12 protein-coding genes and 1 pseudogene are annotated in these 13625 nt (G+C 69.6%); 3 read left to right on the forward strand and 10 right to left on the reverse strand.

Features of this window, described 5'->3' with window-relative positions; genetic code table 11:
• A pseudogene (locus tag D7W81_RS32890) lies at positions 1-515 on the forward strand (hypothetical protein); the annotation flags it as partial.
• Positions 516-521: 6 nt separating this feature from the next.
• On the opposite strand, the gene D7W81_RS32895 reads toward D7W81_RS32890, so the two are convergent.
• The 3 genes from D7W81_RS32895 to D7W81_RS32905 are packed head-to-tail and all read right to left on the reverse strand — an operon-like array spanning position 522 to position 2781.
• Complete coding sequence (locus tag D7W81_RS32895) at positions 522-1088, reverse strand: hypothetical protein (RefSeq protein WP_120559362.1); 567 nt, start codon at positions 1086-1088, stop codon at positions 522-524.
• Between the two features lie 31 nt (positions 1089-1119).
• A complete protein-coding gene (locus tag D7W81_RS32900) occupies positions 1120-1476 on the reverse strand; it encodes a hypothetical protein (RefSeq protein WP_208721560.1) in 357 nt (118 codons plus the stop codon).
• A gap of 48 nt (positions 1477-1524) precedes the next feature.
• Entirely contained in the window at positions 1525-2781 is a 1257-nt protein-coding gene (locus D7W81_RS32905; protein WP_120559363.1) for an Hsp70 family protein, read from the reverse strand.
• Between the two features lie 159 nt (positions 2782-2940).
• On the opposite strand from D7W81_RS32905, the gene D7W81_RS44245 reads away from it, so the two are divergent.
• Positions 2941-3795, forward strand: a complete 855-nt coding sequence (locus tag D7W81_RS44245; protein ID WP_120559364.1) for a hypothetical protein — start codon at positions 2941-2943, stop codon at positions 3793-3795.
• A gap of 103 nt (positions 3796-3898) precedes the next feature.
• On the opposite strand, the gene D7W81_RS32915 is transcribed toward D7W81_RS44245, so the two are convergent.
• Entirely contained in the window at positions 3899-4786 is an 888-nt protein-coding gene (locus D7W81_RS32915; RefSeq protein ID WP_120559365.1) for an RNA polymerase factor sigma-32, read from the reverse strand.
• 334 nt (positions 4787-5120) lie between these two features.
• Here D7W81_RS32915 and D7W81_RS32920 point away from each other — a divergent pair, with 334 nt between their 5' ends.
• Complete coding sequence (locus D7W81_RS32920; RefSeq protein WP_147445705.1) at positions 5121-5480, forward strand: hypothetical protein; 360 nt, start codon at positions 5121-5123, stop codon at positions 5478-5480.
• Here the strand turns inward: D7W81_RS32920 and D7W81_RS32925 are convergent.
• The 6 genes from D7W81_RS32925 to D7W81_RS32950 form a co-directional block, all read right to left on the reverse strand.
• Complete coding sequence (locus D7W81_RS32925; RefSeq protein ID WP_120559367.1) at positions 5453-7378, reverse strand: DUF4114 domain-containing protein; 1926 nt, start codon at positions 7376-7378, stop codon at positions 5453-5455. The two genes, D7W81_RS32920 and D7W81_RS32925, sit on opposite strands and share 28 nt — an antisense overlap.
• Positions 7379-7454: 76 nt before the next feature.
• Positions 7455-9293, reverse strand: a complete 1839-nt coding sequence (locus tag D7W81_RS32930) for a DUF4114 domain-containing protein (protein WP_120559368.1) — start codon at positions 9291-9293, stop codon at positions 7455-7457.
• Positions 9294-9369: 76 nt separating this feature from the next.
• Positions 9370-11433, reverse strand: a complete 2064-nt coding sequence (locus D7W81_RS32935) for a DUF4114 domain-containing protein (RefSeq protein ID WP_120559369.1) — start codon at positions 11431-11433, stop codon at positions 9370-9372.
• A 105-nt stretch (positions 11434-11538) separates the two neighbouring features.
• Positions 11539-12426, reverse strand: coding sequence for a CHAD domain-containing protein (locus D7W81_RS32940; protein WP_120559370.1), 888 nt, complete (start codon positions 12424-12426; stop codon positions 11539-11541).
• 6 nt (positions 12427-12432) lie between these two features.
• Positions 12433-12972, reverse strand: a complete 540-nt coding sequence (locus tag D7W81_RS32945; protein ID WP_120559371.1) for an inorganic diphosphatase — start codon at positions 12970-12972, stop codon at positions 12433-12435.
• A gap of 91 nt (positions 12973-13063) precedes the next feature.
• Positions 13064-13564: a hypothetical protein gene (locus D7W81_RS32950; RefSeq protein WP_120559372.1), complete on the reverse strand. Its 501-nt coding sequence runs from the start codon at positions 13562-13564 to the stop codon at positions 13064-13066.
• Positions 13565-13625: the final 61 nt, after the last annotated feature.

Raw genomic sequence — 13625 nt, forward strand, 5'->3', positions numbered from 1 at the left:
GTGGGGACGGGGGCACGTTCGACTTCAACGACCCGGCGGTGCAGCAGGTGTTGCAGGCGGGGCTGCCGCTGTTCGTGGGCTACGAGGCCACGGACGGCAGCGGGACGCCGGAGGGCGTGGAGCGGGGCGTGCGGCGCATCACGCTGCGCTCGACGGACGCGCCCAACCAGAACCCGGTGATGCAGGACGTGCTGTGGAATGACGCGCCGCTGGTGGGGCCGCTGCCGCTGGACACGGAGGTGACGTTCACGCCGGTGCTGGGGGCGGGCAGCCAGGAGACCTATTCCACGGAGGACGGGACGAAGACGGAGCAGGTCTTCTACAGCTGGTTCGCGACAGGCGAGGGCGAAGTGGTGGCGCTGCGTTCGCTGGAGCCGGTGGACGGCAAGCCCGGCGACCCGACGACGACCTACAACACGCCCAAGACGCCCGAGCGCATCACCCTCTGGGTGGTGGCCCGCGACGGCCGGGGCGGCACGGACTGGACGTCGCGCACGGTGGACGTGGGGCCCTGAGGGGCTTCACGGGATGTTGGTCGGGTCGCTGTCGAAGAGTGCGTCGAACAGGGTGGTCCTGGGCGGCTGGGTCCACTCGACGACGACTGGAACGGGTGTCGCGGCCACTTCGCGGGGCAGCTCGCTGACGTGGAAGCGGGATTCCAGCTCCCTGGCGACGATGCGCGCTGTTTCCTCCATGGGGCCGGGCAGGGGCGTCAGGTGCAACTGGAACGCACGGCGCTTGCGTCCCTCGTAGTCGAACGTGATGCCGTACACGGTGAAGACCGGAGCCAGGATGCTCATGCAGCCCACGACGGCCCAGGGGATGGGCGGCATGGGGGAGTCCTTCGCGGGATAGGCGATGCAGCGGAAGCTGCACCGTGTGGGACCCGTGCCATCTCCGATTGAGAAGTCTGGAAACAGCGTCCGCAGATGGCCGAGGAATCCGCGCCACGGGCCAAGGTCCTGAAGCGCCTCGTCGAAGCGTTTGAAGAGGCGGGTCAACTCAGGACCGGGTTGATCCGCGTCTGAGACCGACGCAGGCCAGTAGTGCTTGGCGATGGCCAACAACTGCTCCGTGCTGAGGGACATGGCGCTCAGGCTCCGGCGTCAGAGGATGAAATCACCAAATTGCACGGAGCGATTCACACATCATCCCGAGTGGTGATTCCAGTGTGGCGGCGCCGAAGACCGTCTGCGAAACCTCATTGATGCGGTCCGCGACGATGCGCTGGGCCAGGGCCGTGGAAACCGGCCCTTCGAAGTTCTGCAGCGGCATTTCGACGCCGAACCTGCACATGAGGGCCTCGCCCGTATTGTCACGCAGGATACGGATGTGGATGCAGGCGGCACGTCGGCCTCCAGCTCGGCCCGGCGGCGCTTCAGTGATGGTCACGAAGCGGATCTGCCTGGGGAGAATCCGGCCCGTGACGACCGTCCGGTCCGTGGGCCCCACACACGCCATGGACAGGGACAGCACGACCGCGACTTGAAGCCACCGTCGCCGTGCTGCCTGTCCCGCCATGGTTCACCCCGTCAGCCACGCGGACGCGCGGCCCAGGCCCTCCGCCACGGAGGTGAAGGCGTCCGCCGTGCGCACGCGCTCCTCTCCGAAGCGCTTCACGTACAGCTCCCGCACCGCCGGAATCTGGGACGAACCTCCCGTGAGGAAGACCGCGTCAATGTCCCTGGCCTCCGGGTGCTTCGCCAACAGCCCTTCCGTGCACTGCGACAGTTCATCCAGCAACGAGCGGCTCGCTGTCTCGAACTCCGCCCGCGTCATCGGTTCGTGCAGGTGGATGCGCGCGTCCTCGAAGTCGATGGTCGCCACGTCCTCGCTGGACAGCTTCACCTTCGCCGCTTCAATCGCCCGGAACAGCCGGTAGCCCAGGTTGTCCATCACCAGGTCGTAGAGCGCCTGGATCTCCGCCGGGCGGTCGCTCGTGTCGAGCATCACCTCCAGCAGCTCCTGCGTGGACTTCTCCCGGATGAAGGACATCTCATGCCAGTTGAGCAGCTTCGCCATCACGTGCTGCGGAATGGGCAGCCGCTTGTGGCTGAAGCCCTTCACCTTGTACGTGGACCCCGCCCCGAAGCGCGGCAACAGCTTGTGCCGCATGATCTCCGCGTCGAAGCGGTCACCACCGATGCGCACACCCGTGGACCCCACCACGTCCGGCCGCCGGTCCAGGTTCCCTCGCCGAGACGGGCCCAGCCGCATCAACGTCAGGTCCGTCGTGCCGGCGCCGAAGTCCGCCACCAGCACCAGTTCGTCCTTCTGGAGCCGCGCCTCGTATGCGAGCGCCGCCGCGATGGGCTCAATCAGGAACTGCACGTGCGTGAAGCCCGCCAGCTCCGCCGCCTTGCGCAGCCGCTTTTCCGCCAGCGCGTCCGCCTCCGCATCCGGTGTGAAGACCGCGGGCCGGCCCAGCACCACCGCGTCCGGCGCTTCACCCAGGTGCGCCCCGGCCGCCTCGCGCACGCGGCGCAGCAGGATGGCCACCAGGTCCTCGATGGTGAACGTGCGCCCCTTCACCTGCGTCGCCCGGAAGGACGAGCTGTGCAGGAAGGACTTCACGGACTGGATGAACCGGCCGTTGTTGTCCTCCAGGTAGCGCTGGATGGCCTCCGCTCCCGTGAACACCTCCCGCTCCTCCTCCGCGAAGAAGAGCACGGAGCGGAACAGCCGGGGCTCCGGGGTGTGGGGCTGCAGCGGCAGCACGGTGCCGTCCGGCAGGGCCAGGGCGGTATTGCTGGTTCCGAAGTCGAGTCCGCAGGCGCGCATGGGGGGGCGCCCCTTATCGCCATTCCTCCGGGCGCGGTAGCCCCAAAGTGAATGCCTGCCGCAGGGCGGGCGGACGGCCGGGCGCCCGCGTCCACCCGGCTTGGCGCTCCACGAGGCCTCTCCATCTTTGCCCTGTCATCCCTTTGACAGGAGAACCCCATGAAATCGCGCGCAGCATGGCTGGGTGCCGGATTCGCCGCTCTGACGTTGGGCACCACCGCCTGCCAGGACCAGGACCGCTCCCGCCAGGACCGGGCGGAGAACACGCCGGGACAGCAGGTGGAACAGGCCCAGGCCCAGTCGGAGAAGGCCTTCGATGACGCGCGTGACGCGCAGAAGCAGGCCTCCAGCGAGCAGCGCGAGGCCGCCCGCGCCCAGGAGGACGTGCAGCGCAAGCAGCAGGAGCTCCAGGAGGCCCAGGCCCAGGCCCAGAAGGAGGCCCAGGAGGCCCAGTCCAGCCAGCAGCAGGCCCAGGCGCGCACCCAGCAGGCCCAGTCCGTGGCCCAGCAGGCCCAGGCCAGCGCGCTGGAGGCCCAGCGCCAGGCGCAGCAGAACTTCGCCACCCAGCAGCAGCAGGCCTCCAACGAGAGCGCCTCCGCGAACCAGCGCATCGCGCAGCAGAGCGCCCAGCAGCAGCAGGCCGCGAACCAGAACGCCGCCACGCAGCAGGCCGCCATCGCCCAGAACTCGCAGGCCCCGGCCGCCCAGCCGGCGCAGCAGGAGCAGCAGATCTCCGGCGACGTGCTGAGCGCCAGCGCCCAGGAACTGCTGGTGAGCCAGGCCGGGGAACCCCAGCTGCGCCTGAAGGTGGGCCCCAGCACGCAGGTGCAGGTGGACGGCCGGGCCGCCAGCGCGGCGGACATCCAGGAGGGCGCGCAGGTCCGCGCCTCCTACCGCACGGACGCCAGCAGCGGCGAGCCGCAGGCGGTGCGCATCGACGCCACGTCCCGCGCGCAGCCGGCCGCGCCCGCCCCGGCGGAGAGCGGCGAGTCCTCGCCGGGCGTGCCCCGCTGATTGAAAGACGCCGGACATGCCACGGCCCCGTGCCTTCGCGCTTCCCAACGCGAGGGTCCGGGGCCGTGTGATGGTCGCAGCCGTGAAGGCTCTTCCTCGGGCGTTACGCGGCCAGCTCGGCCTGGTCCAGACCAGCCTCGGCCATCAGGTTCGCCAGCTCCGCCTTCAGCTTGTCCTTGGCGCGGATCTCCAGCTGGCGGGCGCGCTCGCGGGAGAAGCCGAAGTGCTCGCCCAGCTCGCTCAGGGTCATCTCCGAGTCGCTCATCACGCGCTGCTCGATGATGAAGCGCTCGCGCGGATCCAGGCGCATCAGCGCGCGCTGCACCAGCGTGCGGGTGAGGCCCGCCTGCTGACGGTCCGCGACCTCGTCCGCGTGCGAGGCGGACTCGGACTCCACGAAGTCCAGGTGCGTGGCGTCGCCGTCCTCGCCCACCGGCGCGTCCAGGGACAGGTCCCGGCCGCCCATGCGCTGCTCCATCTCACGCACTTCCGCGGGCTTCACGTTCAGCTTCTTGGCGATTTCGTCCGCGTTGACGATGTGGCCGTCGCCGGCGCCCAGCTTCTCCAGCTCGCGGCGCGTGCGGGCCAGGCTGAAGAACAGCCGGCGCTGCGCCTGCGTCGTGCCCAGCTTCACCAGGCTCCAGTTGCGCAGCACGTAGTTCTGGATGTACGCGCGGATCCACCACACCGCGTAGGAGATGAGGCGGATGCCCTTCTCCGGGTCGAACTTCTGCACGGCCTTCATCAGGCCGATGTTCGCCTCCTGGATGAGGTCGGACATCTTCAGGCCGTAGGAGCGGTACTCGTAGGCGACCTTCACCACGAAGCGCAGGTTGCTCGTCACCAGGCGGTGACCCGCGGACAGGTCGCCGGCGCGGAAGGCGCGCGACAGGGCCTGCTCGTCCTGCGGGTTCAGCAGCGGGTACTGGTTGATCTCCGAGAGGTACGTGGAGAGCGAGTCAGCGGAAGAGAAGGAGCTGGAGGCTTGCATGGGGGTCTCTCGGGGAAGAGGGCGGGGTGTGTGACCGCCGTTTGCTGCGACGGGGAGACCTTTAGCAACGCACGGGCCAATGCCAGCCAGCGGGCAACCTCAATGATTCCAGTGACTTGCGCGCGGAAGCAACAATGCTTAGGGCAGAACCCGGCAGTTTTTACCGGGTGGGGTTCCGACACTTCTTCCGGGTGCCCCGAAGGGAGGGTTGCCTGCCCTCCGACCCGGGCACAGGGCGGATCACATCCAGCAGGGATGTGGGCACGCCCCGGCTCCCACACCAGGGGACCGGAGGGGCGAGTGTCCACTGGCGGTGCGTGCCAGGCTGCTCCCCATGAAGACGACCCGCGTTCCCCTGCTCCTGGCGCTGTCCCTGGTGGTCCCGCTTTCGGCCTGTCTATCGACAGCGAGGCCCACCCGGCTCCCGCTGCCCAAGGAGCGGGCCACGGAATGCCGGCAGATTTGCGAGCAGCTCGACATGCGGCTGGCCGCGGTGGTCGTCATCTCGGACGCCGCCGGCTGCGTGTGTGAGCCGAAGCCGGAGGCAGGGACGAACGCGGCGGTGACGGGCGCCGTCGCGGCATCGGGTGGCGCCATCATCCACGCCGCCGCGGAAGCGGTGCGGCAGGCGAACGCCACCCAACACCACAGGAGGACCCACTCGGGTCAGGGCATGACGGGCTCGGAGAGGTAGCCCACGTCCACGGAGCGGATGGTGGGCTGGCAGAGGAAGTCCCCCTTCGGGGTCACCTCGGCCTTCCAGCAGAGCTGCTGGCCCGGCGTGCTGGAGACGTCCACCGTGGTGCTGGCCGTGCCCCCGGGCAGCGACAGGGGGTGCCAGGTGGGCGTGGGGTTGGGGACGCAGGCGCCGCCGTCGCAGAGGTTGCAGTCGGTGGCCAGCGCGTAGGTGATGGAGGTCTGGGGGGCGCAGTACAGGCCCAGGTCGTCGGACTTCTGGAAGGACACCTGCGCAATCCTGCAGCTCGCGTCGTCCGGGCTGAGCACGCGCGAGCGCACGCGGCCCTCCGTCACACCGCGCAGCAGGAAGACGACGTCGTTGAAGTCGCGGTCGGCGCCGCCGGGCAGGTCCTCGAAGCCCATCAGCCACTGGCCGTGGGTCATGGGGGGCGCGTTCAGCAACAGGTGCGGCATGTTGCCGTTGTCCGACGGGGCGACGCTGGCGGCGGCCATGGGCAGTAAGAAGCCGCCGTAATCCGGGTGCCGCAGACGCAAGAGAGTTTCCGCGTCCAGCCACCCGCACAGCCGCAGCGAGGAGTTGGCCAGGGTGCAGGCCGTCGCCTGGGTCTGGGGCTGGTCCGCGTTGCACTGCTCGGTGTAGGCGCAGCCGGTGTTCCGCTGGGCCACGGGGATGCGGCCCACGGGATCCTGGTCCAGGTTCCACTTCGCCTTGGAGAAGAAGACGTTGATGGGCGTCCGCAGGTGCAGCAGGCACTGGCCGTTCATCGCCTTGCGTAGACACGGGTAGACCTGGCGGTCGTCCACGTCGTGGATGGACTCGGACTGGGTCACCAGGAAGAAGACGAGCTCCTTGCCCGCCGGAAGGGTGCCCAGGTCCACGGTGCGGTCCTGGGGCGTGATGCCGGGATCCGGGTTGACGGGGCGCAAGAGGCCGTGGGCGTCGTAGCGGGAGACGTCGTAGTCGGGGATGCCGTCCTCGAAGAAGTCGGTGTCCGGGACGGTGCCCAGCTGGTTGAAGGTCGTCTGGCCGGCGTCGTCGTCCGCCAGGAGGAACAGCAGGTGCCCCAGGCCCAGGAGGTTGTTGGAGGCATGGGCGGGCTCCAGCAGGTTGGGGATGCGCGAATAGAGGCCCTGGTCCGAGTAGCCGGTGGCGTTGACGGGGCTGCCCTCGAAGGGCGAGCTGCCGACGACGTCCACGGTGGTGAACGGGTGCGTGCCGGGCCGGGCGTCCGGGAGGCTCTGCCGTGAGAAGGCGGCGGTGCAGTTCGCGTTGAGCGCCAGGTCCGGCATGGTGAAGGACAGGCCCTGCGACGTGAAGGTCCGGGACGCGCAACGGCGGCCCGTCCCAACGTACGGCCGGGCCTGGAAGCCGGTGGGGGGCGCCAGGTTGTAGAGGTCCTCGTGCAGGTCCGCGACGCCGTTGCCATTGGCGTCCACCAGCGCGTCATCCGACGAGTCCCCCGGCGTGCCACGGGTGTCCACGTAGCCGCGCGCCACGAGGTCGTCGTAGTACAGGTATCCGAGCGAGTGGCTGGCGCCCGAGGACTCGTGGACGAAGGTGACGGACAGGTGCTGCTCGTTGGGGAACACGATGCGCTCGCTGGAGAGCTGCCCCAGGTGGAGGTTCAAGCTCAGCCACCCCTCGTTCGTGAGCACCAGGTTGGTGAGCTCGTCAAAGCCCCAGGGCGTGAAGTCCGGCTGGTGGTCGGTGTCCAGGGACTGGCTGTAGTCGAAGTCGCACAGCGCTGACGTGGACTGCGTCGCGCTGGTGAGCTGGGGCGGAAGGTAGACCGCCTTGGGGGTGCCCGCCGCCTGGGCGGAGCGCGGCGAGGCAATGACACACACGGCGCTCCCGGCCACCAGGGCCAGGAGCGGGAAGCGATTCAGGGGCAAGGACAGACTCCTCGGGACGGAGACGGCCCCGAGGGTCTACCAGAACGGCCTGGAAGGATGAGTGTACCCAGGTGCGTCAGGGATTGCGGGGACCGGCCTCGTAGCCGATGTCCACGTTGTTGACGCTGGCCTGGCACTGACCGCCTCCGGGGGCCAGGTCCGCCTTCCAGCAGAGCTGGTGACCGGGAGTGCCGGACACGTTGAGGACGGCGTCGCGGTTCCAGTCGAACGTCACCGGATGCCAGGTGGGCGTGGGATTGGGGATGCAGGTGCCCGCGAGGCACGTGCGGCAGTCCGTGGCCACCGAGTAGGTGATGGCGCCCGGAGGGGCGCAGGTGGGGGCCTGGGCGTCGTCCTTGTGGAGGTACACCTGCTTGATGGCGCAGCCGGGGGCGTCCGGGCTCAGCACGGCGGAGCGCGCGAGGCCGGGCGTGGCCGCCCAGTTGCGCAGCATGAAGACGGCGTCGTTGTAGTCCCGGTCGCCTCCTCCCGGGAGGTCCTCGAAGGCCAGGAGCCACCGGTCGGACGTGGGGCCCACGTTGCCCAGCAGGGCGTGGGGCATGACGAGGTTGCCCGGCGCGACGGCGGTGGTGGCCGCCATGGGCAGGGACGTGCTGCCGTAGGGCACCGTTCCCAGGCGGCCCAGGGCGTCGTAGTCCAGCCACCCGCACAGCTTCTGGGTGGGGTTGTCCGCCAGGCGGCAGGCGTACGCGGACGAAGCCGGATTGTCGATGTTGCAGGCGTCGTTGTACTGGCAGCCCATGGCCCGGGACGTGACAGGGGTCTGGCCCCGGAAGTCCTGATCCAGGTTCCACTTCGCCTTGGAGAAGAACACGTTGATGGGCGTCCGCAGGTGCAACATGCACTGGAGGGCGGCGTCCCTGCGCAGGCAGGGATAGACCTGGTCGTTGTCCACGTTGTGGCTCGGCGTGTAGGCCGAGACGAGGAAGAAGACCACCTCCTGTCCGCCCGGGATGACGCCCAGGTCCACCGTGCGGTCGTAGGCCGTGATGCCGGGATCCGGATTGGAGGTCCGCGGACGGCCATGGCCGTCATGGGCGGAGACGTCGTAGTCGGGGATGCCGTCGTAGAGGGCCACCGCGTCCGAGACGGCGCCCAGTCCCAGGTGGGTGCTCGTGTCGCTGTCGTCGTCGGTCAGGAGGAAGGCCAGGTGGCCCAGCCCCAGGTTGCCATTGGAGGCGTGGGCGGGCTCCAGCAGGTTGGGGATGCGCGGATGGAGGCCGTTGTCCGAGTAGCCGGTGCTGGTCGTCGTCGTCGGGTTGCTCCCGATGACGTCGACGATGATGTTGTAGGCGGAGGAGGTCCGGCCGGGACGGGCGTCCGTCATGTCGTAGTGGGTGACGAAGGCCGGAGCGCACGCCGCGTTGAGCGCCAGGTCCGGCTGGCGGTAGGTGAAGCCGCGGGAAGAGAAGGTGTTGGCGCAGCGGGGGCTCACGCCGATGTACGGGCGGGCCTGGACACCGGAGGGCGGGGCCAGGTTGTAGAGGTCCTCGTGCAGGTCCGCGATGCCGTTGCCATTGGCATCCACCAGGTCGCCCTGGGCGTTGACGTAGCCGCGGGCCCGCAGGTCACTCATGTACAGGTAGCCCAGCGCGTGGCTCGCGGCGGAGCTTTCGTACACGTAGCTGATGACGACGTTCTGGTCGCTCGGGAACACGATGGAGTCCACCGACGTGGGCGTCCAGAACGGGTTGACCGACCGCAGCGTCCGCTGCGGGGTGAGCGTCAGCTGCTGGAGCTGGTCGAACCCCGCGGCGGTGAACGCGGGCTGCACGTCCGCGTACAGGTCCCCGGGCGCGCAGGTGTCGGCCGCCTGGGCCGGACGCGGCGAGGGAATGACAGACAACGCGCTCCCGGCCACGAGGGCCAGGAGACGGGAGGATTTCAGGTGCAAGGACAGGCTCCCTGGAGGGAATGGGTCCCGGGAGCTCTATCATGATTTACATGGATGATGGTTCTGTCGGAGTGCGTCAGGGATTGAGCGGCGCGTACTCGTAGCCCACGTCCACGCTGAGGATGTTGTTGAGGCAGCGGCCATTCGCGGGCGCGAGGACCGCCTTCCAGCAGGGCTGGGTGCCCGGGGTGCCGGAGACGTCGATGACGGCCTCGGCGTCGCCGGCGCGCAGGGTGAGCGGGTGCCAGGTGGGGGTAGGGTTGGGCATACAGACTCCGCCCCAGCACACGCGGCAGTCGGTGGCCACCGCGTACTGGATGGGCGCGGCGTCGCACACCGCCCCGCCGTCGCTCTTGCGCAAGCGTATCCGGGACACGGTGCAGCCCGTCTCCTCGGGGCTGGAGGGCTGGGAGACCAGCGACGGCGAGCGCACCACCCCCGTGGGGACCGGGCTCACCAGCTGGAGGACGACGTCGTTGTAGTCCCGGTCGCCGCCGCCGTTGAGGTCCTCGAAGCCAAGGATCCACCGGCCCGGCGTGACGAGCGAGGGATGGGACAGGACGTGCGGCATGGGGCCCGCCGGCTCTGCGATGACGTCGACCTGACCGAGGGGGAAGTGGGTGTTGCCGTAGTCGGCTTCCTGGAGGCGCTCCAGGGCATCCTCGGGGAGCCAGCCACACAGCCTCCTCCCTTGGGACGGCAGGAAGCACCCCCGGGGCTGGCCCGTGAGGGGATAGCACGCCTCGTCGTACGCGCAGCCCGTGGCGCGGACCGTGGCCTGACGCTCGCCCTGGGAGTCCTGATCCAGGTTCCAGCGCGTCTTGGAGAAGAACACGGAGAGGGGGGACTTCAGGTGCAGGACGCACCGGTATCCCTGCTTGCGCAGACACGGATAGACCACGCTGTTGTCCGGGTCGTGGACCGCCTCCATGTTGACGACGAGGAAGAAGACCACCTCCCGGCCGCCCTGGATGTGCCCCAGGTCCACGCGCCGGTCCGCTGGCGTGATGCCCGGGTCCGGATTGGTGCTCCGCCGTACGCCCCGCGCGTCATAGGCGGAGACGTCGTAGTCGGGGATGCCATCCCAGACGTCCTCGGCGTCCGGGACGGTGCCCAGGCCCCGGTAGGTGGTCCGGTTCCAGTCGTCGTCGGTCAGCAGGAACACGAGGTGCCCCAGGCCCTTGTCATCATTCTCGGGCGTGGCCGGCTCCAGCAGGTTGGGGATGCGCGCGAAGAGGCCTCCGTCTGAAAAGCCGGTGTTGGAAGGGGAGACGGACGCGGGGGCGTCACGCCCGATGATGTCCGTGGACTGTGAGAGGTGGGGGCCCGGGCGGGCATCCGGCAGGAACACACCGGGGCTGAAGGTGTCCGCGCAGTTCGCGTCGAGCGCCAGCTCGGGCTGGGTGAAGAGCATGCCCTGCGAGGCGAAGGCCCGGCTACAGCGCCGGGACCGGCCGATGTAGGGGCGCGCCTGGGCGCCGGAGGGCGGGGCCAGGTTGTAGAGGTCCTCGTGCAGGTCCGCGATGCCGTTCTGGTTGAAGTCCGTCAGCTCCCCCACGGCGTCCACGTAGCCCCTTTGACGGAGGTCATCGACGTAGAGGTACCCCACGGAATGGCTCGCGAGGGACTCCTTGTTCACGAACATCACGCTCAGCTGCTGGTCCTCCGGGAAGACGATGAAGTCCGAGGACGGGCGCGCGGGCTCGGGCACGCTGATGCGTCCGTCCACGAGCGTCACGTTCTCGAACTGCTCGAAGCCCGCCGCGCTGAACGCGGGCTGGCGGTTCTTCCCCAGGTCCTGCGGGATGCTGAAGTCGAGCGCTGCCGTCGAGGACAGCCCCAGGCCGTTGGTCACCGTGGCCTGGACTGACGGCGTGCTTCCGGAGGCCAGGCACAGGGGCGCCGTCCAGCTCACGCGGCTCGTGCTGGCGTTGCCCAGGGGCCTGCCCAGGCTGCCGGTGGTGGCGCTCCAGGAGAACGTGAGCGGGCCTCCCTGCGGGTCCTCCGCCTGGATGCCCAGCCGGGAGACGCCGCCCGGCTCCAGCTGCTGGGGTGTCTGGGTGAGGGTGGTGATGCGGGGCGGCTCGGAGGCGTCCGCGGGCTGTCGGGAGGCAATGACACACAGGAGGCCCCCGGCCACATGGGCCAGGAGCCGGATGGATTTCGGATGCAGGACGTCCCCCTCGTTCAGTGACGCAACGAGGAACGTATCAGCAGGGGCCCACCTGACTGGAGTGACTGTCCGTCAGGTCAACGCCTTGCGCAGCCGCTTGGGGATGGCCTCCGCGTGCCAGCGCTGCACCTCGCGGGCGATTTCGGCGGACCGCTCCGCGCGCTCGTCGCGGGCCTGGGGCAGGAGCTTGCGCGCGGCCTTGCGCTGACCGGGCGGGGCCTCCGCGGCGGCGCGCTCGAACAGCTCCAGGCGCACGTCCGCGTCGTGCAACTCTCCCAGTCCGTCCTGGAGCGGCACCAGCACCTCCAGCAGCGCGCCCACGGTGCGGCGGAAGGCGGGCTGGAAGATCTCCAATTCATAACGCAGCTTCTTGAGGTCCTTGCGCAGGGCGTGCGCAGACGTGGCGTCGGGCGCGTCCGCGTAGCGCTCCAGGCGCTTCTCCACGCGGCGCAGGCGCTGGCGCAGGTGGCTTCGCACGCGCTTGCCCGCGAAGCGGTGCGTGTCCTCCAGCGCGTCCAGCTTCTTCAGGAGGCGCGGCACGGTGCGGTCCGTCCAGCGCTCCAGTTCCTTGCGCAGCGCCTTCTCCTTGTCCTTCAGGCCGGACAGGTGGGACTCGCGCAGGTCAGTCAGGGCCTTGCCCACGTCCTTCATGTCCTTCGCGGCGGTGTCCAGCCACTTGTCCTGGACGTGCAGGTCCCGCACGTCGCCCAGCGCGTCCTGGAGGCGCTTCACGTCCGCCTCCAGCCGGGTGAGCTTGCCGGTGCCCTGGAATACCTGGAGCGCGGCGCGCAGGCGGCGGGTGGCCACGCGCATGTCGTGCACGCCGTCCTCGCCCAGCTCTCCGTCCAGCTGGCTCTCCGGGTGGCGCACGTCCGCGAGCCGGCCGGCGAGGATGCGGCGGGCGGCGTCGCCCAGCGCGGTGTCGGGGCCCAGGCCCCGGATGGGAGTGGGAGGTGGCATGGCGGATCAGTCCTCCTTGAGGGCGTACTGCTGGACCATGCGCTCCGCGGCGTCCGGGCCGCCCCATCCGAGGATGCGCGCGTCCTTGTCCGCGAAGTGCACCACCGCGAGGAAGAAGTGCTCCAACTCCTCGCGCTCGCGCTGGGACAGGTCCTGATAGGAATTGAGGTCGTCGGAGCGGGTGGCGTTCACCGGCACCAGCAGCAGGCGGTCATTGCGTTCGCGCTCGCCGTCCTTCGCGTCCTTCTTCTTCTGGTCCACCTGGAGCACGCCCAGCGGCCGGCAGGGCAGCACCACGCCGGGCCAGGTGGGCACGTCCCAGTACACCAGCGCGTCCAGCGGGTCTCCGTCCGGGCCCTTCGTGCTGGGGATGAAGCCCCAGTCGAACGGGTAACGGAAGCCGCGCGTCAGCGGCCGGGACAGCGTGAAGGCCTGGAGCTTCGAGTCATATTTGAGCTTCACCGTCGAACCGCGGGGCGATTCAACGACGACATGCAACGCATCCTGGACGCCGCGCAGGGGCAGGCGGGTGAAGTCGGTGGCCATGGACTCTCAGGCTGGGGTCGTCCTTCCGCCCCCGGCAAGTGCGCCCGGACCGGGAGTTTCACTCGCCAACCCTGGCGCTGCGCTTCATGCGTCAGTGCAGGGGCCGGCCCAGGGGCAGCGCCGGCTGACGGCGAGTCACCAGCTTCCGCGTGGCGCGGGCCGCGGCCAGGCCTCCCAACGTGTACCAGGCCACGGTGAGCAGTGCCGTGGACGGACGGGCCTGGGACGGCGCCCGGCCCAGCCCCAGCTTCGGGGGCAGCACCACCGCGCCCACGCCCGCGAGCAGGCCCAGCATCGCGCCGCGCAGGTAGGGACGCTTCGGACGTCCCAGGGCCACGAGCGAGAAGAAGAGACCGTTGGACACGATGTCGCCCACCAACGTCTGGCGGTGCAACTGGCGGCCCTTCGCGGGAACGCCGCCGAAGAAGCGGATGCCCTTCTCCAGGGAGCGCATGCCCAGCACGTCCATGCGCGGCGGGTGCTTCAACACGCGCCGGGCGCTCTCATGCACCAGCGTGAGCGCGGCGGCGCCGAAGAGGCCAGGACCCAGGGCCCGGAACACGATGCGAGGCGGAGCGGGAGGTTCGATCATGCCCTCCAAGCTAGGCACCGCACGCCAGGGATTCCCGCCCGGGCCCGCATGCCCGCCTGCC

The sequence above is a fragment of the Corallococcus aberystwythensis genome (assembly GCF_003612165.1).
Lineage (GTDB): Bacteria > Myxococcota > Myxococcia > Myxococcales > Myxococcaceae > Corallococcus > Corallococcus aberystwythensis.

What these genes read in the sequence shown, in the direction of transcription:
- D7W81_RS44245 (WP_120559364.1), top strand. Translation starts at nt 2,941, where the DNA reads ATGAAATCGCGCGCAGCATGGCTGGGTGCCGGATTCGCCGCTCTGACG.
- D7W81_RS32945 (WP_120559371.1), bottom strand. Translation starts at nt 12,972, where the DNA reads ATGGCCACCGACTTCACCCGCCTGCCCCTGCGCGGCGTCCAGGATGCG.
- D7W81_RS32895 (WP_120559362.1), bottom strand. Translation starts at nt 1,088, where the DNA reads ATGTCCCTCAGCACGGAGCAGTTGTTGGCCATCGCCAAGCACTACTGG.
- D7W81_RS32905 (WP_120559363.1), bottom strand. Translation starts at nt 2,781, where the DNA reads ATGCGCGCCTGCGGACTCGACTTCGGAACCAGCAATACCGCCCTGGCC.
- D7W81_RS32920 (WP_147445705.1), top strand. Translation starts at nt 5,121, where the DNA reads ATGAAGACGACCCGCGTTCCCCTGCTCCTGGCGCTGTCCCTGGTGGTC.
- D7W81_RS32915 (WP_120559365.1), bottom strand. Translation starts at nt 4,786, where the DNA reads ATGCAAGCCTCCAGCTCCTTCTCTTCCGCTGACTCGCTCTCCACGTAC.
- D7W81_RS32950 (WP_120559372.1), bottom strand. Translation starts at nt 13,564, where the DNA reads ATGATCGAACCTCCCGCTCCGCCTCGCATCGTGTTCCGGGCCCTGGGT.
- D7W81_RS32940 (WP_120559370.1), bottom strand. Translation starts at nt 12,426, where the DNA reads ATGCCACCTCCCACTCCCATCCGGGGCCTGGGCCCCGACACCGCGCTG.